Genomic DNA, 22595 nt, shown 5'->3' on the forward strand with positions numbered 1-22595 from the left:
CGGTCAGCTCAACCGGTAAGCAAGCTTGGCGAATTGCCCCATCTGCTCGACCTCGACCAGCCGCATGCGGTCCGAGAGGATTCGGCGCGGCAGTAGTGGGGCGCCGGCGCCGAGGGTGACCGGGGTGATGCCGACGATCACCTCGTCGAGTAGGCCGGCGTCGGCGAATTGCCCGGCCAGTTCGCCGCCGCCGACTATCCAGATATCGCGGTCGCCAGCGGCTTCGGTCATCTGGGCGTGCACCGGGCGCACGTCGCCTGCGACGAATCGGAGGTTCGCTCCGGGGATCGGGGGCAGGTCGCGGTGGGTGAATACCCAGCACGGGCGGTCGCCGTAATTGTCCGGCCAATACTCGGGCGGGTTGTTGGCCGCCATCCATTCGTAGGTCGTCGCGCCCATGCACATCGCTCCAACGCCGAGCAGGAACTCGTCCACATCACTGGTCGCGGTGTCGGCGTCGGCTACGGCCATCAGCCAGTCCAAGGAGTTGTTCTGGTCGGCGATGTAACCGTCGAGGCTGGCGGCGGTGTAGTAGCGGGTCGTCATGGTGCTCGATCCTGGCACCGAAACCTGACAGTTCCCGTCAGGTTAACCGACCAGATTGTCGGATCCGCTCCGCCGCGGCCGACGCGGCAGGTCGGCAGCCCTCGGCCTGTTGCAGCCGCAGCGGAGCAGTGATCTCGGCGAACTACACCTACTCGCAGGCGATTCCGTCATTGTCGCGATCGAGGTGCGGCGCGTAGCCGGGATCGTCGCGGTGCAGGGGTGCCACGCCGGCGTTGCGGGCCGCATCGCAGTTCTTGTAGTAGACCCCCGGTGCGGGAGCTCCGGGCGCAGGCGCTTCTGGCGCCGGGGCTCCCGGTGCAGGTGCACCCGGTGCGGGTGCTGGGGGCGGGCAGAACTGGGCCGAGCCGGAGTTGCAGAGCAGATCGGTGAGCGGATCAGCGGAGGCCGCCGGCGCGGCGAACAGCAGCGCCGAGGCGGCCAGCATTCCTGCCGCAGCCACACCAAGAGCATGTACGGGACGATTGGTCGAGAGCTTCATCAGGACTTCCTGGTAGCGGGCAGGGGCGGAAACCCCTTGCCACAGGCCATTTCTTGGGTTCCGGGGCGACCCGGACGGATGCTCCCCCCCCGACAGGAGACGACCGTGAGCCAACGGTAGCCCTCGACCGTAGGCAACCGTTGGCAAATTGCGGAAAATAGACCTATAAATTCCGCTCATCAGGAGCTGAGGAGAGTTGTCGCGTCGGGAGATGGCCGTTCAGCGGTAGTGGTAGCGGCAGGCCACGATGGTCACCCTGTCGGTGTCCAGACGGTAGACGAGGCGGTGCTCATCGTTGATGCGTCGTGACCAATAGCCCGATAGTTCATGCCTGAGGGGCTCGGGCTTGCCGATGCCCTCGTTGCCGTTTCGGATGGTCCCAGGCGATGATCATTCTTCGATCAGCTTCTGCCGCTCGAACTCGCCTGCCTCTACCCGCGCGATGGCCTCACCCAGCCGACGCGCGTTCGCGGGCGAGCGAAGTAGGTACGCGGTTTCTTTGATCGACTCGTATTCCGCTAGCGGAAGCATCACGACGGACTCTTTCCCTGAGCGGGTGATCACGACTTCCTCCTGATCGTCGATGATGCTGTCCAGCGTTTCCGCCAGGTGTGCACGAGTCTCGCTGTACGTCTGAAACCGCATACAGAAGTTGTACCGGCGCGCGGTACAACTTGGAATCTTTCGACGGGCGGTAACGGGCTTATCCTGGAATCACGGGGTGATGGCGATGGACCACGTTCGCGTGTTGCGGGTGGTGCTCGGGGTGACGGCCGGGTACTTGATTTTGCTTGCGGTGTGGCTGGGGTGGGTGGTGCAGCATACGCCGGACGGGACGGTGCCGTTTCAGATCATGGCGTTGGTGGGGATCTTCGGGTCGTGTATCGGGATCGGGCTGATGTGGGTGGAGCGGCCGTCGAAGGCGGATCGGCGGCTGGCGCGGCATGGGATCGAGGGGTGGGCGCGGGTGGAGCATGTGCGGCCGCTGGCGTGGACGGATCATCACAGTGAGTTGACCGAGCTGGATCTGGAGTTCACCGTGCCGGGGGCCGAAAGTTACCGGGGCACCGTTGTTTACGACGTGACGCCAGCCGATAAGGAGCGGTTGGGGGTCGGTGAGGTCATCTCGATCCGGGTGGATCCGGAGAACCGGGATCGGGTGATGTTCTGCCTGTGAATCCGGGCTGCCCTGTGCACGAGCCGGGCTGGTAGACCGCATCCACACGCAGATACATTCGCGAGCAATGCACCGCGGCACGGACCGGAGTCGGTCGCCGCAGCGAACCATTCGGGCAGGACAGCGGAGCAGCTGCCGCGCAGGCACCCGGTTCAGCCCCGATCCGCGTGCGCCTTCGGATCGGCGAGCAAGTACTGCGCTGCACCGTACGTCGCCAAGATGACCCCTTCGGTCACCCGCCGCGACCGCTCACCGCGCGCGAACAACCGGCGCAGCACGATCAAACCGTCGGACACCGTGAACAGCAGCGCGCCGAGCCCGAGCCGGCTGCGCGGATCGGCATTCGGAATATTCAGTCCCGCAACATTTTCCGCGCCCGGAGCCAGTGCGGGATCGGAGGCCAGTACCGCCGCCGAACCCAGCGTCGCACCGTAGGCGGTCAGCGGGGCCGCGATCGCGGGCGCCTTGGCGCGTAGCAACGCGCCTGCCCCGATCCAGGCCAGCACCCGCGGCACGGCGATCGCGGGCTGCGGCCGCGCACCCCGACGCCACCACAGCGTCGCGTACCCGGCCTGCATGACCGCGAACGACGACGCACCGGCGATCAGCCTGCGGTCGTCGTCGGGGTCGATGAGCAGCACATCGCCGACGGTGGCCGCGCCGAGCGAACTCAGCAGCACGGTCCGATCGGTGGGGTCGAGCTCGGCGGAGTTGCCGGCGACGTCGGCCGCAAGCAGCGGCATCATCAGTGGCTTGGCCGCCCATTGCAGCTTGTCACGGCCGGTGAGCGCGCCGAACACGGTGACGGCGGTGGCGGCCAGGTACCCGGCGCGGAACGGGCGCATACCGTTTAGAAGCTCGGCTCGGCGGGCTTCGGCGGCAGGGTGACGACCTGTCCCGCGTAGCTGAGTCCGGCGCCGAAGCCGAGCAGCAGCGCCAGCTGGCCGCCCTTGGCCTTGCCGGTGACCAGCATTTCCTCCATGGCCAGCGGGATCGAGGCGGCCGAGGTGTTGCCGGTGTTCTCGATGTCGTTGGCCATCGGGATGTCCTCGGCCAGGCCGAGGTTCTTCTTCATCAGCTCGTTGATGCGGGCGTTGGCCTGGTGCGGCACGAACACCTCGATGTCTTCCTTGGACACCCCGGACTTGTCGAGGGCGTCGGCCAGCGCGCGCGGCAAGGTCACCGCGGCCCAGCGGAAGACCTTCGGGCCTTCCATGCGCAGCGACATCCGCCCGATCGGCTCGACCGCCGGGTCGGTCCCCTGCATGGCCTGGGCCTTGTTCATGAACTCGAGGAAGTCGACGTCCTGGGCGATGGCTTCGGCGTTCTCGCCGTCGCTGCCCCAGACGGTCGGGGAGATGCCGTTCTCCTCGCTCGGGCCGACGACGACGGCGCCCGCACCGTCACCGAAGATCATCGCGGTGCCGCGATCGGTGGGATCGAGGCCGACGGTCATCGTCTCGGCACCGATGACCAGCACGTATTCGGCCGAACCGGCGCGGATCAGGTCGGCGGCGACGCCGAGGCCGTAGCCGAATCCACCGCAGCCGGAGGTCAGGTCGAAGGCGGGGATGCCGTTGATGCCGAGGTCGGCGGCGATCGTCGGGGCGCCGTGCGGGGTGAGCTTGAGCCAGCTGGAGGTGCACAGGATCAACGCACCGATCTTGGACCGGTCGATGCCGGTGTTGTTCAGCGCGCGGTCACCGGCGGCCGCGGCGATCGAACGCAGCGTTTCGTCGCCGCTGATCCAGCGCCGGTTACGGATGCCGGTGCGCTCGTAGATCCACTGGTCGGTGGAGTCGAGGACCTCGCACACCTCGTCATTGCTGACCACGCGCTGCGGCCGGTAAGCACCGATACCGAGCATCGCGACATTGTCGCGGCCCTTCTTGACTGCAATGCTCACCACGGCGACTCACACGACCCTTCGACTACCGAATAAATCAGCACCAGGCTAGCGGAGGGCAACTACTCAGCCCAGAGCCAGATCCTTCAGTCCGAGAATCGAGCGGTACTCCAGCCCCTCGGCGGCAATGACCTGATCGGCGCCGGTCTCCCGGTCCACCACGGTCGCCACCCCGACGACGGTCGCGCCGGCCTCACGCAGCGCGCGCACGGCGGTGAGGGGCGAGTTGCCGGTGGTGGTGGTGTCCTCGACGACCAGCACCCGCTTGCCGACGATGTCGGGGCCTTCGATCTGGCGCTGCATGCCATGGGTCTTGGCGGCCTTGCGCACCACGAACGCGTCGATCGGACGTCCGGGCGCGTGCATCACGGCCAGCGCCACCGGGTCAGCGCCCATGGTGAGCCCGCCGACGGCATCGAAATCCCAGTCGGCAACCAGCTCGCGCAGCAGTTTGCCGATCAGCGGCCCGGCCTGGTGGTGCAGCGTCGCGCGACGCAGGTCGACGTAGTAGTCGGCCTCTTTACCCGAGGACAGCGTCACCTTGCCGTGCACGACGGCGAGTTCGCGCACCAGCGCCGCCAAACTGTCCCGGTCGGTTGTTGCCTGATCGATCATCTGAGTCCTTCCGCGTGTGTTCAACGAGTCGCGTCACAGCGGTTTCGGCGAAGTCCGCCCGCCAGCACCTGCGCGTCAAGGGTACGGCGTGCGCCGCGGGCGGCGAGCAGAGCGGGTTACTTCGGCACCGGACCCTGATACGGGCGGAATCCGGGGTGGAACGGTCCGCCGGGTAGCTGCGGTGCGTCGTCGTCGGAGGCCGGGGCGCGGAAGTCGCCGGGACGGCTGCTGCGGTCGACGGATTCGATGCGTTCGGCGACCCGCTCCTCCCGCGCGGCCGGGCGGGCGTCGGGGACGACGGCCAGGCTGGGGCGGCGCGAGGACGGCGGCTCGGGGGCGGGCCCGTCGGGACGGCTCGCGGCATCGCGATCGCGGCCGGCGTCGGCCGGGGCCGGACGGGCCTCGTCGGCCCTGGACGCGGGCCGGGCTCCGATCACGCCGGGTTCATCGTGCTCGGACTCGGCGGGCTCGGGTTCGTCGTAATCGGAGTCGTCGTAGTCGGCGTCGTCATAGCCGGAATCGTCGTAACCGGTGTCGAACTCGTCGTAGTCGGCGTCGTCGGGTTCCGGTTCGGGGTCGCGGAACCGGGGCGGGGCGACGCGCGCCGGACGCTCGTCGGGCTCATCGATATCGGCGGCCCTGGCGCGGGAACGGCCGTGCGGGCGACCGCCTTCGGGGTCGAGTCCGCGCGGCTCGGCGACCGGCGGCAGCACATGCAGCAGACCGGACAGCCGCAGCACCGCGTCGATGGCGGTTTCCCATTCCTTGGCCGAGGTGCCGACCGAGAGCATGCCGAGGGTCCAGTTGCCCTCGCTCCACAGCATCTGCACCGTCTCCGGCAGCGTCTCGATGAAGGCGACCATGCGCTGGTCGACGGCGTGCCTGGCGATTTCCGGGTTGGTCGCGAAGACCACCCGGTCGCCGATAGCGCCGAGCAGTTCCAGATCGTGGTCCTTGGGCGGGGACGCCGTCTTCAGGCGCATATCGACGTCGATATCGGAGCCGATCTGCCTGCGCACGGCCACCAGCGTCGCGGAATCCTCGAGGTCGAACAGCACGAACTTCTCGCCCTTGCGGATACCGGAGACCACGTCGACCGCGGACAGATAGCCCAGCTTGGCCAGCGCACCGCGCCGCCACGTCGAGGGCAGCGCCGGTTCCACCGACACATACGTATAGCCCTGGGCCTTGGCCCAGACCTGGCGCGCGTGACCGGTCCGCTGCCGCTGGAGCCGATCGAAATACAGCAGTACGACCGCACCCACGAGTGCGATCGCCGCCAACCCGAACCACATAGCCGTCATCGCCGTCTAGCCTATCGAGCCGACCGGGGGTTTGCCCGGCACCACCCGCGCGCGCCGCAGCGTTTGTGACCGATCACGGAACTTCTCATCGCCCGCCGCCGGGAAGCGCGGTGCTGATGATGATTTTCGCGTGGATCGAGCCGTCGGGCGCCTTGTCACCCTGGACGACCACGAGTTCGCCGGTGGGCAGATCCGCGGGCGACCCGCCCGACAGCGAGATCACCTGGGTGTTCGCGTCGGTGGTCACCGTGACGGTCGAGCCGCCGATCGAGCTGACGGTGAGCGTGCCCGCGTTGTTGGCGGTGATGGTGCCCATGGTGGCGCCGATGCCGTCGATGCCTTCGATCCCGGGCAGGCTGGGAATGACCAGCGGCGGCGTGCTCGGCCCCGGCGTCGGGTTCGGGGTGCGGCCCGCGGTCGGCAGCGAGGACGTCGCGGTGTCACTGGCCGACGGGCTGGAATCGCCGCCACCGAACAGTAGCCCGGCGACCGCACCGGCCACCGCGATCAACAGCACCACGGCCAGCCCGAGGCCGATCCACAATCCGGTGTTGCGCTTGGGCGGACGCGGCGGTTCACCCGAGGGCGGCATCGCGCCGAGATCGCCCATCGCCGCCGGATCAGGGGTCGGCTGGGCCGGCGGCTGCCATTGCTGACCTTCGTACCCACCCCACTGGCTGTCGTAGGTGGGCAGTTCACGGGTCGGGTTGGACGGTGGCTTCCACGGCTCGTACTGGTCGCCGCCCGGATACGCCGTCGGCCCGTAGGCCTCGGTGTATTCGGTGGTGTGCAGCGGCTCGGTGCCGGAACCACCCGGCGGACCCAGGTGTTCGGTCGGCGAATCGTCCGGCCGCTGCCCCCACGGATCGTTCGGGTTGGTCATGCACCCAGCGTACGAGGGACGAGCGCCGCGGGCATTCCTCTCGGAAGACCGCGACGCCCGTCTCGGGGGATTCACCTGCCGACGACGAGCCCGTCCCCGTCGGGGCTGACGCCGACCTTGACGGTGTCACCGTCGGTGATCTCGCCGGCGAGCAGTTCCTTGGCGAGGGTGTCGCCGATGGCCTGCTGGATCAGCCTGCGCAGCGGCCGCGCACCGTAGACCGGGTCGTAGCCGCGCACCGCGAGCCAGAACCGGGCCGAACCGCTGACGTCCAGCGTCAGCCTGCGCTGGGCCAGCCGCTTTTGCAGCTGTTCGAGCTGGATGTCGACGATGGACTCGAGCTGTTCCTCGTTGAGCGAATGGAACATCACGACGTCGTCGAGCCGGTTGAGGAACTCCGGTTTGAAGGCCGAGCGCACGGCGTTCATCACGAAGTCCTTGTCGCCACCCGCACCGAGGTTGGAGGTGAGGATGAGGATGGTGTTGCGGAAGTCGACCGTGCGGCCCTGGCCGTCGGTCAGCCGGCCCTCGTCGAGGACGGCGAGCAGGATGTCGAACACATCCGGATGCGCCTTCTCGATCTCGTCGAACAGCACAACGGTGTAGGGCCTGCGCCGCACCGCCTCGGTGAGCTGACCGCCCTGGTCGTAGCCGACGTATCCGGGCGGCGCCCCGACCAGCCTCGCCACCGAATGCTTCTCGCTGTACTCGCTCATGTCGATGCGGACCATGGCGCGTTCGTCGTCGAAGAGGAAGTCGGCCAGCGCCTTGGCCAGCTCGGTCTTACCGACGCCGGTCGGGCCGACGAACATGAACGAGCCGGTCGGCCGGTTCGGGTCGGCGACACCGGCGCGGGCCCGGCGCACCGCGTCCGACACCGCCCGCACGGCCTCGTCCTGTCCGACCACGCGCCGCCCGAGTTCGGACTCCATGCGCAGCAGCTTCTGGGTCTCGCCCTCGAGCATGCGGCCCACCGGAATCCCGGTCCACGACGACACCACTTCGGCGATATCGTCGGGCCCGACCTCTTCCTTGAGCATCACCTCGCCGTCGCCGGCCGAGGCGGACGCCTTCTCGGCCTCGGCGAGCTGCTTCTCCAGCGCGGGGATCTTGCCGTAGCGCAGCTCGGCGGCCTTGCCCAGATCGCCGTCGCGTTCGGCGCGTTCGGAGGCGCCGCGCAGCGATTCCAGCTCCTCCTTGAGCACCCGGACCTGGTCGATGGCGTTCTTCTCGTTCTGCCAGCGGGTGGTGAGCTGGTTGAGCTTTTCCCTGGAGTCGGCCAGTTCCGAGCGCAGTTTCTCCAGCCGCTGCTTGGACGCCTCGTCGGTTTCCTTGGCGAGGGCGACCTCTTCGATCTCGAGCCTGCGCACCGCGCGTTCGACCTCGTCGATCTCCACCGGACGCGAGTCGATCTCCATGCGCAGCCGCGAGGCCGATTCGTCGACCAGGTCGATCGCCTTGTCCGGCAGGAACCGGGAGGTGATGTAGCGGTCGGACAGGGTGGCCGCGGCGACCAGCGCGGAGTCGGTGATGCGCACACCGTGGTGCACCTCGTAGCGCTCCTTGATACCGCGCAGGATGCCGACGGTGTCCTCCACCGACGGCTCACCGACCAGCACCTGCTGGAAGCGACGCTCGAGCGCGGCGTCCTTCTCGATGTGCTGGCGGTACTCCTCCAGCGTGGTGGCGCCGACGAGGCGCAGCTCGCCGCGGGCCAGCATCGGCTTGATCATGTTGCCCGCGTCCATCGCCGATTCACCGGTGGCGCCCGCGCCGACGATGGTGTGCAGCTCATCGATGAAGGTGATGATCTGGCCCGCGCTGTTCTTGATGTCTTCGAGCACGGCCTTGAGCCGCTCCTCGAACTCACCGCGATACTTCGCGCCAGCCACCATGGCGCCCAGGTCGAGCGAGATCACCGACTTGCCGCGCAACGATTCGGGGACGTCACCGGCGACGATGCGCTGGGCCAGCCCTTCGACGATGGCGGTCTTGCCGACGCCGGGCTCACCGATGAGCACCGGGTTGTTCTTGGTGCGCCGCGACAGCACCTGCACCACGCGCCGGATCTCGGTATCGCGGCCGATCACCGGGTCGAGCTTGCCGGAGCGGGCGGCCTCGGTGAGGTCGGTGGAGTACTTCTCCAGCGCCTGGTAGCTGCCCTCCGGGTCCGGGTTGGTGACCCGGGCGCTGCCGCGTACGGCGGTGAACGCCTCGCGCAGGGCGTCGGCGGTGGCGCCGTACTTGGTGAGCAGCATGGTGATGTCGGAATCGCCCTCGGCCAGGCCGACCATGACGTGCTCGGTGGACACGTACTCATCGCCCATCTCGGTGGCGAGTCGCTGCGCGGCGGTGATCGCGGCCAGTGCTTCGCGGCCGAGCTGGGGGGTGGTGGTGGCGCCGGTCGCGCTCGGCAACCGGTCGATGATCTCTTGCGCCTCGCGTCGTACGACCGCCGGATCCGTACCGACGGCCTTCAGCAAGGGGGCGGCGATGCCGTCGGTCTGATCCAGCAACGCCACCAGCAAGTGCGCCGGACGAATCTCCGGGTTACCCGCGGCCGAGGCCGCTTGCAAGGCAGCGGTCAGCGCCGCCTGGGTCTTGGTGGTGGGATTGAACGAGTCCACAAAGCACCTTCCTACTGGTCGATAATCTCCCCGGTGCCGAGTGCGTACAGCGGCTGCCATCGCCTCGGCACGGTGTCCTTCGGTTCAACGCTGGAAAGGTTGAGTCTGTTCCGCTCAACTTTGCCGATTCTAGCGACCTCGGCAAGCCGGACTCGACCCGAACGCTACGCCGCGACCGTGACCGCGGAACCGGTGTTGCGCATCCAACATGTGACAAATGCCGGTAACCTGCCCATACCCACATGACCACGGCGTTTTCAGGGATACTTGCCTCGACGGAGGACCGCCGGTTACGGGTAGGTCCCCGGGCAGCTCTTCGAGGGAAAGGAAGCCCACGCCGTGGATGCGCGTTCGGCTGCGCTGGTCCGCGCCAACTTCCGTTCGGTGGTCGATTCACCGCACGGACCCGAGCGGTTGATCAGTGCGTTTTATGGTCACCTGTTCGCCGAGAATCCCGGGCTGCGGGATCTGTTCCCGCCCGCCATGGATATGCAGCCGAAACGCCTGGTCACCGCCATCCAGTACATGCTCGATCACCTCGAGGACTGGGACCGGGCGCAGAAGTTCCTCGAACAGCTGGCCCGCGATCACCGCAAATACGGGGTCGAAGCCTCCCATTACGACCTCGCCGGACGCGCCCTGTTCGCGGCCGCGCGCACCTACAACGGCGCCGCCTGGAGCGATGAGCTGGCCGACGGCTGGCGCGACGTCGCCCTGCTGATCTCCGCCGCCATGGCCATCGGCGCCAACTCCGACGACTCCCCGCCCTACTGGGAGGCCACCGTCGTCGGCCACCGGCATGTGCTCGACGACCTGGCCATCGTGCGGCTGCAATCGGACAGCCCGATCCCCTATCAGGCCGGTCAGTACGTGCCGGTCGCGGTGCCGCAGCGGCCGAAGATGTGGCGATACCTGTCACCGGCGATTCCGGCCAACCCCTACGGCGAGATCGAATTCCACGTCCGCAAGGTGCGCGGCGGCTGGGTGAGCCCGGCCATCGTCAACGAGACCACCGTCGGCGACCGCTGGCTGATCGGCGGACCGCTGGGTGGGCTGCACGTGGATCAGGAAAGCGGCCGGGACGTCCTGATGATCGGCTCGGGTACCGGAATCGCGCCGCTGCGCGCCCAGCTCATCGAGATGGGACAGCGCGGTATCAACCCTCGGGTGCACTTCTTCATCGGCGGGGTGTATCCGTGCGATCTGTACGACGTGGAGAACATGTGGCAGCTCTCGCAGAGCAACCCGTGGCTGACGATCGTTCCGGTGTGCGAGCACAAGACCAACCCGTGGTGGTATCCGCATCCGGCTGCCGACGCGCCCTACGGCATGCACCGGCGCCTGGTCGGTAATCTCGGTGCGGTGGTCGCCAGCTTCGGGTCGTGGTCGGATCGCCAGATCCAGATCGCCGGCTCGGCGAAGATGATCGCCGATACCCGGCGCGCACTGCTGGCGGTGGGCACACCGGAGTCGATCATCAGTTCCGATCCCGTCTGAGAGTAGGTATGGACATCGATCCGCATGCGCCACGCAACGGCGCGATTCCGGAAGCGCCCGTGTGGAAGTCGACCGTTGTTGGTCATCATCGGCTGCGCCATGATCTCGCGGTGATCCGGCTGATCGGCGAATTCGTGCCGTTCACCGCCGGCCAATCGGTGGAGGTGCGGGTGCCGCAGTTCCCCGGTCTGCGGCGCAGGCTCTCGCCCGCGCTGCCGCCCTCGCTTGACGGCAAACTCGAGTTCCATGTGCGCACCGTGCCGGGCGGCTGGTGCAGCGGCGGGATCGTTGCCGATACCGCGGCGGGCGATGAGTGGACGATCGGCGCGCCCGCCGGCACGTTCTTCGTCGACCCCGAGGGCGACGAGGTCGTGATGATCGCGGGCGGAACCGGTTTGGCGCCGATGCGCTCGCAGATCCTGGAACTGGCCCGCCGCGAGGTTCAGCCTCCCACGTATCTGTTCGTCGGCGGTGCGTCGCCGCGCGATCTGTACGCGGCCGACATGCTGACGCTGCTGGCCGAGGAATTGCCGTGGCTGACAGTGGTTCCGGTGGTGGAGAGCCCGGACGATCCCGCTGTGCCGGATGAATGGTACGAGCGTTCCCGCGTCGATATCGGCTTCGCACCCGATGAGATGTTGTACGGGACGCTGGCGGAGGTGGTCGGCTCGCACGGCGCGTTCGACCGGCATCAGGTGCTGGTGTGCGGCTCCCCCGCGATGACGCGTGCGACCATGCAGCGGCTGCTGGACACCGGGACGCCCGCGGAACGAATTCAGTACGAGGGCGGCTGATCCCGGCTCCGGCTCAGAAGAGCGGGTCGTGCCGAATGTTCATGGCGCGGGTTCCGGTGGCCATCAACCGGAACTTGGTGGTCTGCACCATGGAGGGTGAGCCGACGATCTGCACATCACGGTCGGCCCATGCGCCGTAGCCGGCGACGATCTTCCCGATCTGCCCGGTCACCCGTGGTTCGAGGCCGGGCCAGGTTCTTTCCGATTCGCCGGAATCGTAGTACCACCACGGGTTCTCGTCGCGTTCGGTCACCGGGGTGACGGTGAGCCATTTGTTGGCGACCGCGAGCCTGCTCAACGTCTCCAGATCGTAGAGATCGCAGGGATGATGGCCGCCGACGAACAGGTGCACCTTGGGATTGATGCGTCGCTGCGCCATTGCCATGAGCTGGGCGCGCAGCGGCGCGATCCCGGTGCCGCAGCCGATCATCAGCATTTTGCGTTTCACATTGCGCGGAATTCCCAGCCCGCCCAGCGGGGAGCCGAGCAGCCACTGATCGCCGACCACGGTATTGCCGACCATCGCCGGGCTGACCCAGCCGCCGAGCACCGAGCGAATATGGAATTCGATTTCGCCGTTGGCATTCGCCGGGACCGCGGGCGACATATATCGCCACATCCGTGGTCGCGAAGGGATCTGCACGCTCAGGTATTGACCCGCCGCGTACTGCATCGGCTGGTCCAATTGCAGGCGGATCACCGCCAAATTGCGTAGCACCTCGCGGCGTTCGACAACGGTTCCGGTCCACACCGGCGGCGTGCTCTCCTGTTCGGCGGCGCCGATCATGGTCTCCGAGATCAGCGCCAAGCCCTCGGTCCAGGCTCGTTCGACCTCGTCGGTCCACATCTCCGAACCGGCGAATCGGCGGATGGCTGTCTTCAGCGATTCCGATACCGCCGTGTAGTGCGCCCGCTGGACGCCGTACTTGCGGTGATCGCGGCCGAGCTGGGCGAGAAACGGCAGCAACTTTTCCGGCTCCTCCAGCCGGTCGAGCGCATATCCGATGGCCTTGACAAGGCGATCACGCTGTGCGTCCATCGCCGCGGGAAAATAATCGCGGACACCCGGATATTCGGCGAACAAGATCGAATAAAACGACTTGGACAACCGTTCCGCCCCACCCTCTTCCGCGGCAACCGCTTTGAACGTCGTCCTGATCAACGCGACGGTCCGCGAATCCATATGTGCCACAACCCCATTTCGCATTCGAGCACTATCCGTGCCGGCGAGTGAGGTGCTGCGGGACACTCGTCAGCAGCCGTGGCTTGGAGTGTAGGCGAGGTTTGCCGGCAGTGGAATGGACGGACGAAACATCCCACGTGTAATTCCGACAAAACAAGGGTATTGCGTACGAATTCGCAGCGAAACCGACTGCAAGACTGGATAAATCGGGTGAAATCCGTCACTCGACCACTCAATATGCAAGCTTCACAATGAAGTTCGCATCCGACAGCGACCTATCGGCAAATCCGAAACGATCATGGACGCAGCTTGGGCCCCGGCCCGGTCCACTACCTGAACCGGGCCGGGGCCCGAGAACTCATCCGGCGAACGGCTACCGGCGATGGCGCGGCTGCCACACCACCAGCGCGGTGCTGCGCTGCGGCGGGGTCAGATCCGCACGGTAATTCACCCGCGCGCGTTCCAGTTCCGCACTCAGCTCGGCAACCCGCTGCTGCAACTGCTCGACCTGATTGGTGAGTTCGATGATGCGTTTGATGCCCGCCAGGTTGACGCCCTCGTCCTGGGAAAGCCGCTGCACTTCACGCAACAACTCCACATCCCTGGCCGAATAGCGTCGCCCGCCGCCCGAAGTGCGTTGTGGCGTCACCAGCCCAAGCCGGTCATACGTGCGCAGCGTCTGCGCATGCATACCGGCCAATTGGGCCGCCACCGAGATCATGAAGTACTCGGCTCGCGACGGTCCGTTCGAGGACCGGCCTGACGGCCCACCTGACGCCTGCTTCGGATCTCCGGACATCACGCACCTGCCCATCCTGCTCGCGGATCGAAACCGCTGGCCTTCTCCGCCTCCTGCAGCGCCCGCAGCGCCTCGGTGGCGTTGTCATCCAGTTTCTGCGGCACCGCGACCTTGACGGTGACCAACAGGTCACCGGCTCCGCCGCCGCGCTTGGGCACACCGCGACCGCGCACCCGAAGGATGCGGCCATCGGCGGTGCCCGGTGGCACCTTCACCCCGACCCGGCCCTCCAGCGTCGGCACCGACACCGTGGTGCCGAGGACCAGTTCGCTGTAGCTGACCGGCAGCACCAGGGTCAGGTCGTCGCCGCTGCGGCCGAAGACCCGGTCCTGGCTGACGTGCACGGTCACGAACAGATCGCCCGAGGGCGCGCCGCGCAACCCGGCCTCGCCCTGCCCGGCCAGCCGGATCCGCTGACCATCCGCCACACCCGGAGGGATGCGGACGGTGATGGTGCGGGTCCGGTTCTGGATACCGCTGCCGTGGCAGTCCACACACGGATTGTCGATGATCGAACCGGTACCGCGGCAGTCGTCGCAGGGTTCACTGAACCCGAACGCGCCCTGGTTGCGGCTGATCACGCCGGTGCCGTTGCAGTGCGGGCAGACCCGCGGACTGGTTCCCGGCTTGGCGCCGCTGCCGTGACAGGTGGTGCACGGCGAGGGACTCGTCATCCGCAGCGGGACGGTGGCGCCCTGCGCGGCCTCGCGGAAACCGAGGGTCGTCTCGGTCTCCACATCGGATCCGCGCCGGGGCCGGCTCGCCGATCGCGTGCCGCCCCGGTTGAACAGGCCGCCGAACAGATCGCCGAGGCCACCGTCGGCGCCGGTCGCGCCGGCACCGAAGATGTCGCCGAGGTTGAACTCCTGCGAGAATCCGCCGCCGGCGCCGCCGGGGGTGAATCCACCGCGCGGATAACCACCGCCGGCGAACAGCTTGCGCGTCTCGTCGTATTCCTTGCGCTTGACCGGATCCGACAGCACGGCATGCGCCTCGCTGACGGTCTTGAACCTCTCCTCGGCCTTGGTGTCGCCGGGATTGGCATCCGGGTGCAGGTCACGCGCGAGCTTGCGGTAGGCCTTTTTGATCTCGTCCTGCGAGGCACCGGAGGAGACGCCCAGCTCCTTGTAGAAGTCCTTTTCGATCCACTCCCGCTGGCTCACCGGGCATCTCCTCCTTTCGTTCCTCTTGTACGGTGCGGCTCGGCCGCGCTCTTATCCTTCGTTCGTGCCGGCATCAGCATCCGATGCCTCGGCCTCGTCCGGTGCGGGCGCCTCGCCCTGATCGGCGGGAGCGGGGGTGGGCAGATCGCCCACGCCGTCGGTTACCCCCACCAGCGCGTGCCGAAGCACCCGGTCACCGAACCGATAACCCTTGCGCATCACCAGGCCGATCACCGGATCGTGACCGGAACCCTCGTGCTGCACCGCCTCGTGCAGAGTCGGATCGAAAGGCTCACCCTCCGAACCGAACTCCTCGAGACCCTGTTTGCGCAATGCGTCGCTCAGCTTGTCGGCAACCGACTTCAGCGGCCCCGATTCCAGATCGCCGTGCGCCCTGGCGCGATCGAGATCATCGAGCACGCCGAGCAATTCGGTGACCACGCCCGCCTTCGCCGCGTCGACCGCGGCCTTACGGTCGCGCTCGACCCGGCGCCGGTAGTTGGCGTACTCCGCGGTCAGCCGCTGCAGGTCGGCGGTGCGCTCGGCGAGCTCGACCGCGGCGTCGGACACGGGCACCTCGGCGCCGTCGACCTGGGCGGCATCGCCCTCGACGGCAGTGTCCGGATCCGCCGGGGCGGAACCATTGCCCGCCCCGGCCGGCTCCCTGACCTCACCGGTCTCGGGATCGATCTTGCGCTTGTCGACGAAGCTGATCGGCTCCTCGGAGTTCCCAGCGTTCGCGTTCGTCACTTCTTCTCCGTGTCGACGGGCTCGTCAACGACCTCGGCATCGACGACCTGATCGTCGTCGGCCGACGCGGAGGAACCGTTACCGGAAGCCGCGGCGTCGGCGGCGGACGATTCGTAGATCGCCTGGCCCAGCGCCTGCGACTCGGTGGCCAGCTTCTCCACGGCCGACTTGACCGCGGCGATGTCGGTGCCCTTGAGCGCCTCGTTCGCCTCGGCGATGGCCGCCTCGACCTTCTCCTTGACGTCGGCGGGCACCTTGTCCTCGTTGTCCTTGATGAACTTCTCGGTCTGGTGCACCAGCGACTCGGCCTGGTTGCGGGTCTCGGCCTCCTCGCGGCGGGCCTTGTCCTCGGCGGCGTGCGCCTCGGCGTCCTTGATCATCCGGTCGATCTCTTCCTTGGACAGGCCGGAGCCGTCCTGGATCTTGATCGTGTTCTCCTTGCCGGTGCCCTTGTCCTTCGCGGTGACGTGCACGATGCCGTTGGCGTCGATGTCGAAGGTGACCTCGATCTGCGGCACGCCGCGCGGGGCCGGCGGGATACCGGTCAGCTCGAAGGAGCCGAGCAGCTTGTTGTGCGAGGCGATCTCGCGCTCACCCTGGAACACCTGGATCTGCACCGACGGCTGGTTGTCGTCGGCGGTGGTGAAGGTTTCCGAACGCTTGGTCGGGATGGTGGTGTTGCGCTCGATGAGCTTGGTCATCACGCCGCCCTTGGTCTCGATGCCCAGCGACAGCGGGGTGACATCGAGCAGCAGGACGTCCTTGACCTCACCCTTGAGCACACCGGCCTGCAGGGCGGCGCCGACGGCGACGACCTCGTCCGGGTTCACGCCCTTGTTGGGCTCCTTGCCGCCGGTCAGTTCCTTGACCAGCTCGGAGACCGCGGGCATACGGGTGGAACCACCGACCAGCACGACGTGGTCGATATCGGAGACCTTGATGCCTGCGTCCTTGATCACGGACTGGAACGGCGCGCGGGTGCGGTCGAGCAGGTCCGAGGTGATCTTCTGGAATTCGGCACGGGTCAGCTGCTCGTCGAGGAACAGCGGGTTCTTGTCGGCGTCGACGGTGATGTAGGGCAGGTTGATCGAGGTCGACTGCGAGGACGACAGTTCGATCTTGGCCTTCTCGGCGGCCTCACGCAGCCGCTGCATGGCCATCTTGTCCTTGGTCAGGTCGATGCCCGAGGTGCCCTTGAACTTGTCGACCAGCCACTTGACGATGCGCTCGTCCCAGTCGTCACCACCGAGGTGGTTGTCACCGGAGGTCGCGCGGACCTCGACGACGCCCTCGCCGATTTCCAGCAGCGAGACGTCGAAGGTGCCGCCACCGAGGTCGAAGACCAGGATGGTCTGTTCCTTGTCGCCCTTGTCCAGGCCGTAGGCCAGCGCGGCCGCGGTGGGCTCGTTGACGATGCGGAGCACGTTCATGCCCGCGATCTGGCCGGCTTCCTTGGTGGCCTGGCGCTGGGCGTCCTCGAAGTAGGCGGGGACGGTGATGACCGCGTCGGTGATCTCCTCACCGAGGTAGGCCTCGGCGTCACGCTTGAGCTTCATCAGCACGCGAGCGCTGATTTCCTGCGGGGTGTACTTCTTGTCGTCGATGCCAACGGTCCAGTCGGTGCCGATGTGGCGCTTGACGGAACGGATGGTGCGGTCGACGTTGGTCACTGCCTGGTTCTTCGCCGGCTGGCCAACCAGCACTTCGCCGTTCTTGGCGAACGCGACGACCGACGGCGTGGTGCGCGAACCCTCCGAGTTGGCGACGACGACCGGCTCACCACCTTCGAGAACGGCGACGACCGAGTTCGTGGTCCCGAGGTCGATTCCGACCGCACGAGCCATTGTTTCCTCCTATTTTTCGATGCCTGTGTGGTGTCGGGGCTGTCAGCCCATGCAGGCGCGGTACCGCGCCATGGACCAGCCCCTGACACTGCACGGAGCACGGTCCCAGCAACACTGAGCGTGGTCGGCTCAATCCTGCCCGCCGCCCACACCGGGCGTCAAGTCAAACTTGAGCGCCATACACTCAATGTTGCTCGATCACCTCAACCAGCGGCACCCCGCCTCTATTCCCCGCGACTCGGGAAATTTTCCGAACCCGGCCGCAACCGCCGTCGATCCTTCCCGGGACTGCTTCCCGCCGCCCGGCCGGAGGTGATCCGGGCGGCGGGGACGCATGCCGAGGTTGCGGTCGGTCCCGGCGTGCGCCGGGCGTCGGGCTCGCCCAGCCCGCCGGGCGTCCGCCTACTGGCGGTCGAGCTGCTCGCCGGGCTGTGCGTCGCCCGCGCGAGTAGGGCGCATGAGCAGGGTGGCGAGCAGGGCGGCGGCGAGGAGGGCGGCGCAGAGGTAGCTCGACAGTTCGACGGCCGAGGACATGGCTTCGCGGGCCGCGGTGGCGACGGGTTCGGTGGACGGGTCGGCGGCGAGGGCCGGGATGACCGAGCCGGCGCTGTCGGTGATGACGGCACCGAACTGGTCGGATTGCTCATCGGGCAGGCCGGTGTCGGTGAGGCGGTCGCGGACGCCGTTGCCGAGGGCGCTGAAGAACAGGGTGGTGAGCAGGGCGATGCCGAGGGCCGAGCCGAGCTCGCGGGCGGTGGTCTGGATGCCCGAGCCCTGACCCGCGCTCGGTGCGGGGACGTCGGCCAGCGCGACATTGGTGACCTGCGCCGTCGCGAAGCCGACGCCGATGCCGTAGATGAACAGGGCCAGCGCGATCGCCCACCACGCGCTGTCCGCGGCGGCGAAGAGCCCGAGCAGAACCAGGCCGACGGCCTCGAGCACCAGCCCGATGCGCACCTGACCCAGCGCCGACACCGAGGCGGTGAGCGAGAAGCTGGCGCCGCTGGCACAGAAGCTGCCGACCGCGAGCGGCACCAACGCGAGCCCGGCCTGCAAGGCGGTGTAGCCCAAGGTGAATTGCAGCCACAGCGGCAGCACCGCGATGATGCCGAACTCGCCCAGACCCACCAGCAGCGTCACCGCATTGCCCTGCCGGAACGAGCTGATACCGAACAGCGTGACGTCCATGAGCGGTTCGCCGCCGGCCCGGCCGAGCCGGGACTGCCGCAGCCAGAACGCCAGCAGCGTCGCCGCCGACAGCACGAACGCCACGAGCACCGGCGACGGTCCGCCACTCCAGTCGAATCCGCCGAGGCTCAGCGGTTCGGTCGTCAGTAGCCAGCCGTGCACGCGTCCCTCGATCAGCGCGAAGGACAGCAGCCCGAGACCGCAGATCGACAGCAGCGCACCGATGACGTCGACGCGCCCGCGCACCGGCGTCGATGCGGGCATGAAGCGAAGCACGCCGACCGCGATCAGCACCACCGCGGGGATATTGATGCCGAAGGCCCACCGCCAGGAGAAATCGGCCAGCCAACCGCCGAGCAGCGGGCCGACCGCGGCGGCCGCGCCGATGGTCGAGCCCCACACCGCGAAGGCCCGGCCCCTGGCTTCACCGGAAAAGGCAGCGTTGACCAGCGCCAACGACGTCGGCAGGATCAACGCGCCGCCGATGCCCTGCGCGAATCGGGCGATGATCAGCAGGGCTCCGCCGGGCGCGAGCGCGGCCAGCAGGCTCGTCAGCCCGAAGACGGCGAGGCCGATCAGGAACAGTTTGCGCGCGCCGTACAGGTCCGACAGCCTGCCGACGAGCAGCAGCAGCGCGGCGAAGACGATCGCGTAGGACTCCTGCACCCATTGCGCCTGGATCGAGCTGATGCCCAGGTCGTCGATGATCGGCGCGACGATCACGTTGACGATCGTCAGGTCGACCACGATCAGCGCGACGCCGAGTGAGACCGCGATCAATCCCAGCCACGCCCGCCTGGTCGGCGCCTCGATTGATGTACTCAATTTACCTCCATCGTAAAGATACTTGATGGTGAAGGTTAATTGGAGTCGGTAGGTTGTCAATCCAGAACAGCGCGCGAACGGAGGCAGACATGGCGGACCGGACGACCGGCACCGCGGCGCAGCGTCGGCAGCTGACCGACAGCCTGATGGCGTACGGCGCGAGCTTCACCGAGCTCGGCAGGCGCTTCGCGGTCGCGCTCGGCGTGCACTCCACCGACGCGTTCGCCCTGCTCGAGATCGCGGCCGCGGACGAAGCAGGCACTCCGCTGTCACCCGCGTTGCTGAGCAAACGCATTCCGCTGTCGTCCGGGGCGATGACGGCCCTGCTCAACCGGCTCGAACGCGCAGGTTACGTGCGCCGCTCACGCGAAGCCGAGGACCGGCGGGTGGTGACGCTGCGCGCGAGCGCGGAGGCCAAACGCCTGGCGGATGAGTTCTTCGCACCGGTCAACGCGCGCCAAGACGCCGTATTGGACGGCTATCCGCCCGAGGTGTTGCGGCAGTTCGAGGAGTTGCTCGGTGCGCTGCGCATGAGCATCGATGAGGAACTGGCTCAGCCGGATTGAGCGCCGACACCGGAGCCCGCGGCGGTTGGGCCGCCGGAATGCGGACGGCCATGGGCAGCGGGTCGCAGACCTGCCGAAATGCTGCACCGCTGGCACGCCGGCCTCGGCCGGTGACCGGCGCCGGTTGGGAAGCGACGACACCCCGAACGCGTTGCCGACCGCCCGAGGTCGGCAGGATGGTGACCACGGCCGGACCGGAGCGCGGTCGCGCATGAGCCGGATCACCTGCTGTCGGCGCGCACCTCTTCGGCGATGTCGTCGTCGAGCGTGACGCGAACAGCGCGGCCGCCAGATCCGCGACGTGACCGCGCGGAGCGAGCTCGGCCAGCCGATCGGGGTCGGTGGGCAGGTCGACGCGTTCGGCGCCGTGTAGTGCGCGCTCGTCGAAATGCGGGCGCACCCAGGTCCACACGTCCTGCACTTCGCGCAGGAAGATGTCGGCGCCGACCGGGCCGATGCCCTTGAACTGCTGAAGGAGTTCGGCGGCGCGGGTGGGGTCGTGGTCGGCTTCCTCGGCGAGTTTGCGCAGGTCGCCGTCGTAGCGGTCCAGGACGGTCGCGGCCATCGCGCCCAAGCGGGAGGCGGTGGATTCGTCGTATCGGCGGTAGTGCGCCCGGCCGAGCGCGTCCACCAGCTCCTGCCAGTCGGCATCGGCGACGCGCTGCGGCGTGCGATATCCGCTGTCGATGAGTTCCTTGGCCGCGTCGACGGCGAGATCGGCCGAGATTCTCGTACTGAGCAGCTCCGACAGCATCAGTAGCTGGAACAGCGGTGCCGGTTTATCGGCCAGCTGGATGCCCGCCGCGGCGGCGTACCCGGTACCCGCCCGGTCCAGCAATGCGTGCGCCACATCTCGCTGTCCCATCCCTTTCCAGTGTGCACGGGGAGCAGGCGCCACGCACGGATCGGCTCACATCCGTGGCGTGAGCTGGGCGAGAACGCCTTCGGCACTGCGCGCCGCGGTACGGCAGGCGGTGGCGGTGAACTGGTCGGCGAGCGGATGCTGGGCGCGCGCACGCCATTTGCGTGCGGCGGCGACGGCTTCGGCACGCTGGGCTTGGATATCGGTATCCGCGGGCACGCCCAGCCGCAGATGGGTGGCGACGCCGGACCCGCCGATGAGCCTGACCAGTTCGGCCAACTCGGATTCGGGCAGACCGGGCTCCTCGGTCCGCAACCGGCCCAGCAGACGCAACTCGGTGAAACCATGATTGTCGGCGAGCAGCGTGCGCACCTGCGGCAGCAGCGCGTCGGCCGCCGTGCCGGGATAGGCGGTGAGCACCCGGTCCAGAGCACTGAGCGCCGAATGCGCCTTGAGCTGATCGGCGCGCTGACCGAACTGCACGTCGAGCACCGAGCGCAATTCGTTGACACCGCTGCGTTCGGTGAGTTCGGCGGCCAACGTGGTGCTATCGCGCGCGCCGAGCCGCACCAGGGTGATCGCCAGCCTGATGCCGAACAGCCCGAAACGATCGGCGAGCTGGGCGCGCAACTGGGGTGCGACCGGCAGCGCCAGATCGGGACGGGCGAAGCGGTCGGCCGACAGCAGCGCGGCCGACAGCTCCTCCATCGGCACCCCGGCCAGCGCCTCGAAGGCGGCGAACTCCTGCTGGCGCAATGTCGCGGCCGCGAATGCCAGCAGCCCCGCCACCGGGATCACCGCCTGGCACAGCCCGGTCCGTTCCAGTTCGGCGGCGAATCCGGCGGCCACCTCGCGCGCCGAATGCAGGGCGTCGATGCGGCCCGCGCCGATCTCGTCGGCGCGCGAGACCACCCCGATCACACCGAGCGGGCCCGAGCCACCACCGGCCGTCCCGACCCGCTCCAGGAACCGGATGTCGGCCTCGTCGAGCCTGCGCAACAGATAGACGACGGCGTCGGCGCCGGGAATGCTCGTATCCTCCGGCGTCAGCAGCCGGGCCGTGCGAGCCGACACCTCACGAGACAGCGACGACGTGCCGGGAGTGTCGATGATCGTCGTGGCGGCCAGCGTCGCGGCAGGCCACTCCACCTCCAAGTGATCCACCTCGCGCGGGCCGGACGCACCCCAGTTCAGGGCGTCGAGATCGAAGGTCAAGCCGTGCGCGCCGCCACCGCGGCGCACCACCACGTTCGCCGCGCGACCGTCGGCGGAGAAGGCGGTGACCGCCGGCGTCGGCCCGTTGCGATACCAGGTCACCACGCGCGTGCACTCGGTGGCGTCGGTGGGCGCGATCTGCTGTCCGACCAGCGAATTCAACAGGGTGGACTTGCCGGCTTTGAGCGAGCCGGCCAGCGCGACCCGCAACGGCTGATCGAGCCTGCGCGCACAGTCGGCGAGCAGCCCGCGCGCCCGCGGCACCTCCGCCAGTTCCCGGCGCGCTGCCGCGATCAGCCCGCGGGCCTCGGTCACGATTCCCGGCTCGGTCTCGAGCTCCGCTCTCACGCGG

Annotated in this window: 20 protein-coding genes and 2 pseudogenes; 4 read left to right on the plus strand and 18 right to left on the minus strand. The window is 68.0% G+C overall.

Annotated elements, in window-relative coordinates; all coding sequences use genetic code 11:
- Positions 1–3: 3 nt before the first annotated feature.
- The 4 genes and pseudogenes from FEK34_RS23550 to FEK34_RS30490 form a co-directional block, all read right to left on the minus strand.
- Positions 4–546, minus strand: a complete 543-nt coding sequence (locus FEK34_RS23550) for a dihydrofolate reductase family protein (protein WP_138451091.1) — start codon at positions 544–546, stop codon at positions 4–6.
- Between the two features lie 148 nt (positions 547–694).
- Positions 695–1045 carry an excalibur calcium-binding domain-containing protein gene (locus FEK34_RS23555; protein WP_138451093.1) on the minus strand — a complete coding sequence of 117 codons (351 nt, stop codon included), beginning with the start codon at positions 1043–1045 and terminating at the stop codon, positions 695–697.
- Positions 1046–1264: 219 nt separating this feature from the next.
- Positions 1265–1417, minus strand: a pseudogene (locus FEK34_RS30485) (Txe/YoeB family addiction module toxin); the annotation flags it as partial.
- An 18-nt stretch (positions 1418–1435) separates the two neighbouring features.
- Positions 1436–1690 (minus strand): type II toxin-antitoxin system Phd/YefM family antitoxin, encoded by a 255-nt coding sequence (locus tag FEK34_RS30490; protein WP_212748815.1) that lies wholly within the window; start codon positions 1688–1690, stop codon positions 1436–1438.
- Between the two features lie 85 nt (positions 1691–1775).
- Between FEK34_RS30490 and FEK34_RS23565 the strand changes: the two genes are divergently transcribed.
- Positions 1776–2222, plus strand: coding sequence for a DUF3592 domain-containing protein (locus FEK34_RS23565; protein ID WP_138451095.1), 447 nt, complete (start codon positions 1776–1778; stop codon positions 2220–2222).
- Between the two features lie 152 nt (positions 2223–2374).
- On the opposite strand, the gene FEK34_RS23570 is transcribed toward FEK34_RS23565, so the two are convergent.
- The 6 genes from FEK34_RS23570 to clpB form a co-directional block, all read right to left on the minus strand.
- A complete protein-coding gene (locus FEK34_RS23570) occupies positions 2375–3067 on the minus strand; it encodes a lysoplasmalogenase (protein ID WP_138451096.1) in 693 nt (230 codons plus the stop codon).
- Positions 3068–3072: 5 nt separating this feature from the next.
- The gene (locus FEK34_RS23575; protein ID WP_138451099.1) at positions 3073–4131 is read right to left on the minus strand and encodes a beta-ketoacyl-ACP synthase 3; all 1059 of its coding nucleotides are present in this window, start codon (positions 4129–4131) and stop codon (positions 3073–3075) included.
- 63 nt (positions 4132–4194) lie between these two features.
- Positions 4195–4743 carry an orotate phosphoribosyltransferase gene (gene pyrE / locus FEK34_RS23580; RefSeq protein ID WP_036541023.1) on the minus strand — a complete coding sequence of 183 codons (549 nt, stop codon included), beginning with the start codon at positions 4741–4743 and terminating at the stop codon, positions 4195–4197.
- A gap of 116 nt (positions 4744–4859) precedes the next feature.
- On the minus strand, positions 4860–6047 hold the full coding sequence (locus tag FEK34_RS23585; RefSeq protein ID WP_249359534.1) for a hypothetical protein: 1188 nt from the start codon (positions 6045–6047) through the stop codon (positions 4860–4862).
- Between the two features lie 85 nt (positions 6048–6132).
- The gene (locus FEK34_RS23590; RefSeq protein WP_138451101.1) at positions 6133–6930 is read right to left on the minus strand and encodes a DUF5666 domain-containing protein; all 798 of its coding nucleotides are present in this window, start codon (positions 6928–6930) and stop codon (positions 6133–6135) included.
- Positions 6931–7001: 71 nt separating this feature from the next.
- Complete coding sequence (gene clpB, locus FEK34_RS23595) at positions 7002–9557, minus strand: ATP-dependent chaperone ClpB (protein ID WP_138451103.1); 2556 nt, start codon at positions 9555–9557, stop codon at positions 7002–7004.
- Positions 9558–9896: 339 nt separating this feature from the next.
- Between clpB and FEK34_RS23600 the strand changes: the two genes are divergently transcribed.
- Positions 9897–11054 carry an FAD-binding oxidoreductase gene (locus FEK34_RS23600; protein ID WP_138451105.1) on the plus strand — a complete coding sequence of 386 codons (1158 nt, stop codon included), beginning with the start codon at positions 9897–9899 and terminating at the stop codon, positions 11052–11054.
- An 8-nt stretch (positions 11055–11062) separates the two neighbouring features.
- A complete protein-coding gene (locus FEK34_RS23605; RefSeq protein WP_138451107.1) occupies positions 11063–11848 on the plus strand; it encodes an FAD-binding oxidoreductase in 786 nt (261 codons plus the stop codon).
- Between the two features lie 13 nt (positions 11849–11861).
- Here the strand turns inward: FEK34_RS23605 and FEK34_RS23610 are convergent, their stop codons facing one another.
- The 6 genes from FEK34_RS23610 to FEK34_RS23635 all read right to left on the minus strand — a co-directional run bounded on the left by FEK34_RS23610 (position 11862) and on the right by FEK34_RS23635 (position 19600).
- On the minus strand, positions 11862–13031 hold the full coding sequence (locus FEK34_RS23610) for a globin domain-containing protein (RefSeq protein ID WP_138451393.1): 1170 nt from the start codon (positions 13029–13031) through the stop codon (positions 11862–11864).
- 373 nt (positions 13032–13404) lie between these two features.
- The gene (locus FEK34_RS23615) at positions 13405–13752 is read right to left on the minus strand and encodes a heat shock protein transcriptional repressor HspR (protein WP_283206615.1); all 348 of its coding nucleotides are present in this window, start codon (positions 13750–13752) and stop codon (positions 13405–13407) included.
- A 77-nt stretch (positions 13753–13829) separates the two neighbouring features.
- Positions 13830–14993, minus strand: coding sequence for a molecular chaperone DnaJ (dnaJ, locus tag FEK34_RS23620; protein WP_138451111.1), 1164 nt, complete (start codon positions 14991–14993; stop codon positions 13830–13832).
- 51 nt (positions 14994–15044) lie between these two features.
- A complete protein-coding gene (gene grpE / locus FEK34_RS23625; protein ID WP_138451113.1) occupies positions 15045–15743 on the minus strand; it encodes a nucleotide exchange factor GrpE in 699 nt (232 codons plus the stop codon).
- Positions 15740–17587, minus strand: a complete 1848-nt coding sequence (gene dnaK, locus FEK34_RS23630; protein WP_138451115.1) for a molecular chaperone DnaK — start codon at positions 17585–17587, stop codon at positions 15740–15742. The genes grpE and dnaK overlap by 4 nt, the downstream gene beginning before the upstream one ends.
- Before the next feature lie 402 nt (positions 17588–17989).
- Positions 17990–19600, minus strand: a complete 1611-nt coding sequence (locus FEK34_RS23635; protein WP_171048353.1) for a DHA2 family efflux MFS transporter permease subunit — start codon at positions 19598–19600, stop codon at positions 17990–17992.
- An 89-nt stretch (positions 19601–19689) separates the two neighbouring features.
- Between FEK34_RS23635 and FEK34_RS23640 the strand changes: the two genes are divergently transcribed.
- A complete protein-coding gene (locus FEK34_RS23640) occupies positions 19690–20166 on the plus strand; it encodes a MarR family winged helix-turn-helix transcriptional regulator (RefSeq protein WP_138451117.1) in 477 nt (158 codons plus the stop codon).
- Positions 20167–20387: 221 nt separating this feature from the next.
- Here the strand turns inward: FEK34_RS23640 and FEK34_RS23645 are convergent.
- Both FEK34_RS23645 and FEK34_RS23650 read right to left on the minus strand, forming a co-directional pair.
- Positions 20388–21031: pseudogene (locus tag FEK34_RS23645) on the minus strand (endonuclease).
- A 45-nt stretch (positions 21032–21076) separates the two neighbouring features.
- Positions 21077–22591 (minus strand): dynamin family protein, encoded by a 1515-nt coding sequence (locus FEK34_RS23650; protein WP_171048354.1) that lies wholly within the window; start codon positions 22589–22591, stop codon positions 21077–21079.
- Positions 22592–22595 lie beyond the last annotated feature (4 nt).

It is taken from the genome of Nocardia cyriacigeorgica (assembly GCF_005863245.1).
Lineage (GTDB): Bacteria > Actinomycetota > Actinomycetes > Mycobacteriales > Mycobacteriaceae > Nocardia > Nocardia cyriacigeorgica_C.

Excerpts from the sequence above, each read along its gene's own strand:
- FEK34_RS23585 (WP_249359534.1), bottom strand. The coding sequence starts at position 6,047 with ATGACGGCTATGTGGTTCGGGTTGGCGGCGATCGCACTCGTGGGTGCG.
- FEK34_RS23555 (WP_138451093.1), bottom strand. The coding sequence starts at position 1,045 with ATGAAGCTCTCGACCAATCGTCCCGTACATGCTCTTGGTGTGGCTGCG.
- FEK34_RS23615 (WP_283206615.1), bottom strand. The coding sequence starts at position 13,752 with ATGATCTCGGTGGCGGCCCAATTGGCCGGTATGCATGCGCAGACGCTG.
- FEK34_RS23640 (WP_138451117.1), top strand. The coding sequence starts at position 19,690 with ATGGCGGACCGGACGACCGGCACCGCGGCGCAGCGTCGGCAGCTGACC.
- FEK34_RS23570 (WP_138451096.1), bottom strand. The coding sequence starts at position 3,067 with ATGCGCCCGTTCCGCGCCGGGTACCTGGCCGCCACCGCCGTCACCGTG.
- FEK34_RS30490 (WP_212748815.1), bottom strand. The coding sequence starts at position 1,690 with ATGCGGTTTCAGACGTACAGCGAGACTCGTGCACACCTGGCGGAAACG.
- pyrE (WP_036541023.1), bottom strand. The coding sequence starts at position 4,743 with ATGATCGATCAGGCAACAACCGACCGGGACAGTTTGGCGGCGCTGGTG.
- FEK34_RS23605 (WP_138451107.1), top strand. The coding sequence starts at position 11,063 with ATGGACATCGATCCGCATGCGCCACGCAACGGCGCGATTCCGGAAGCG.
- FEK34_RS23565 (WP_138451095.1), top strand. The coding sequence starts at position 1,776 with ATGGACCACGTTCGCGTGTTGCGGGTGGTGCTCGGGGTGACGGCCGGG.
- FEK34_RS23590 (WP_138451101.1), bottom strand. The coding sequence starts at position 6,930 with ATGACCAACCCGAACGATCCGTGGGGGCAGCGGCCGGACGATTCGCCG.
- FEK34_RS23610 (WP_138451393.1), bottom strand. The coding sequence starts at position 13,031 with ATGGATTCGCGGACCGTCGCGTTGATCAGGACGACGTTCAAAGCGGTT.
- dnaK (WP_138451115.1), bottom strand. The coding sequence starts at position 17,587 with ATGGCTCGTGCGGTCGGAATCGACCTCGGGACCACGAACTCGGTCGTC.
- FEK34_RS23550 (WP_138451091.1), bottom strand. The coding sequence starts at position 546 with ATGACGACCCGCTACTACACCGCCGCCAGCCTCGACGGTTACATCGCC.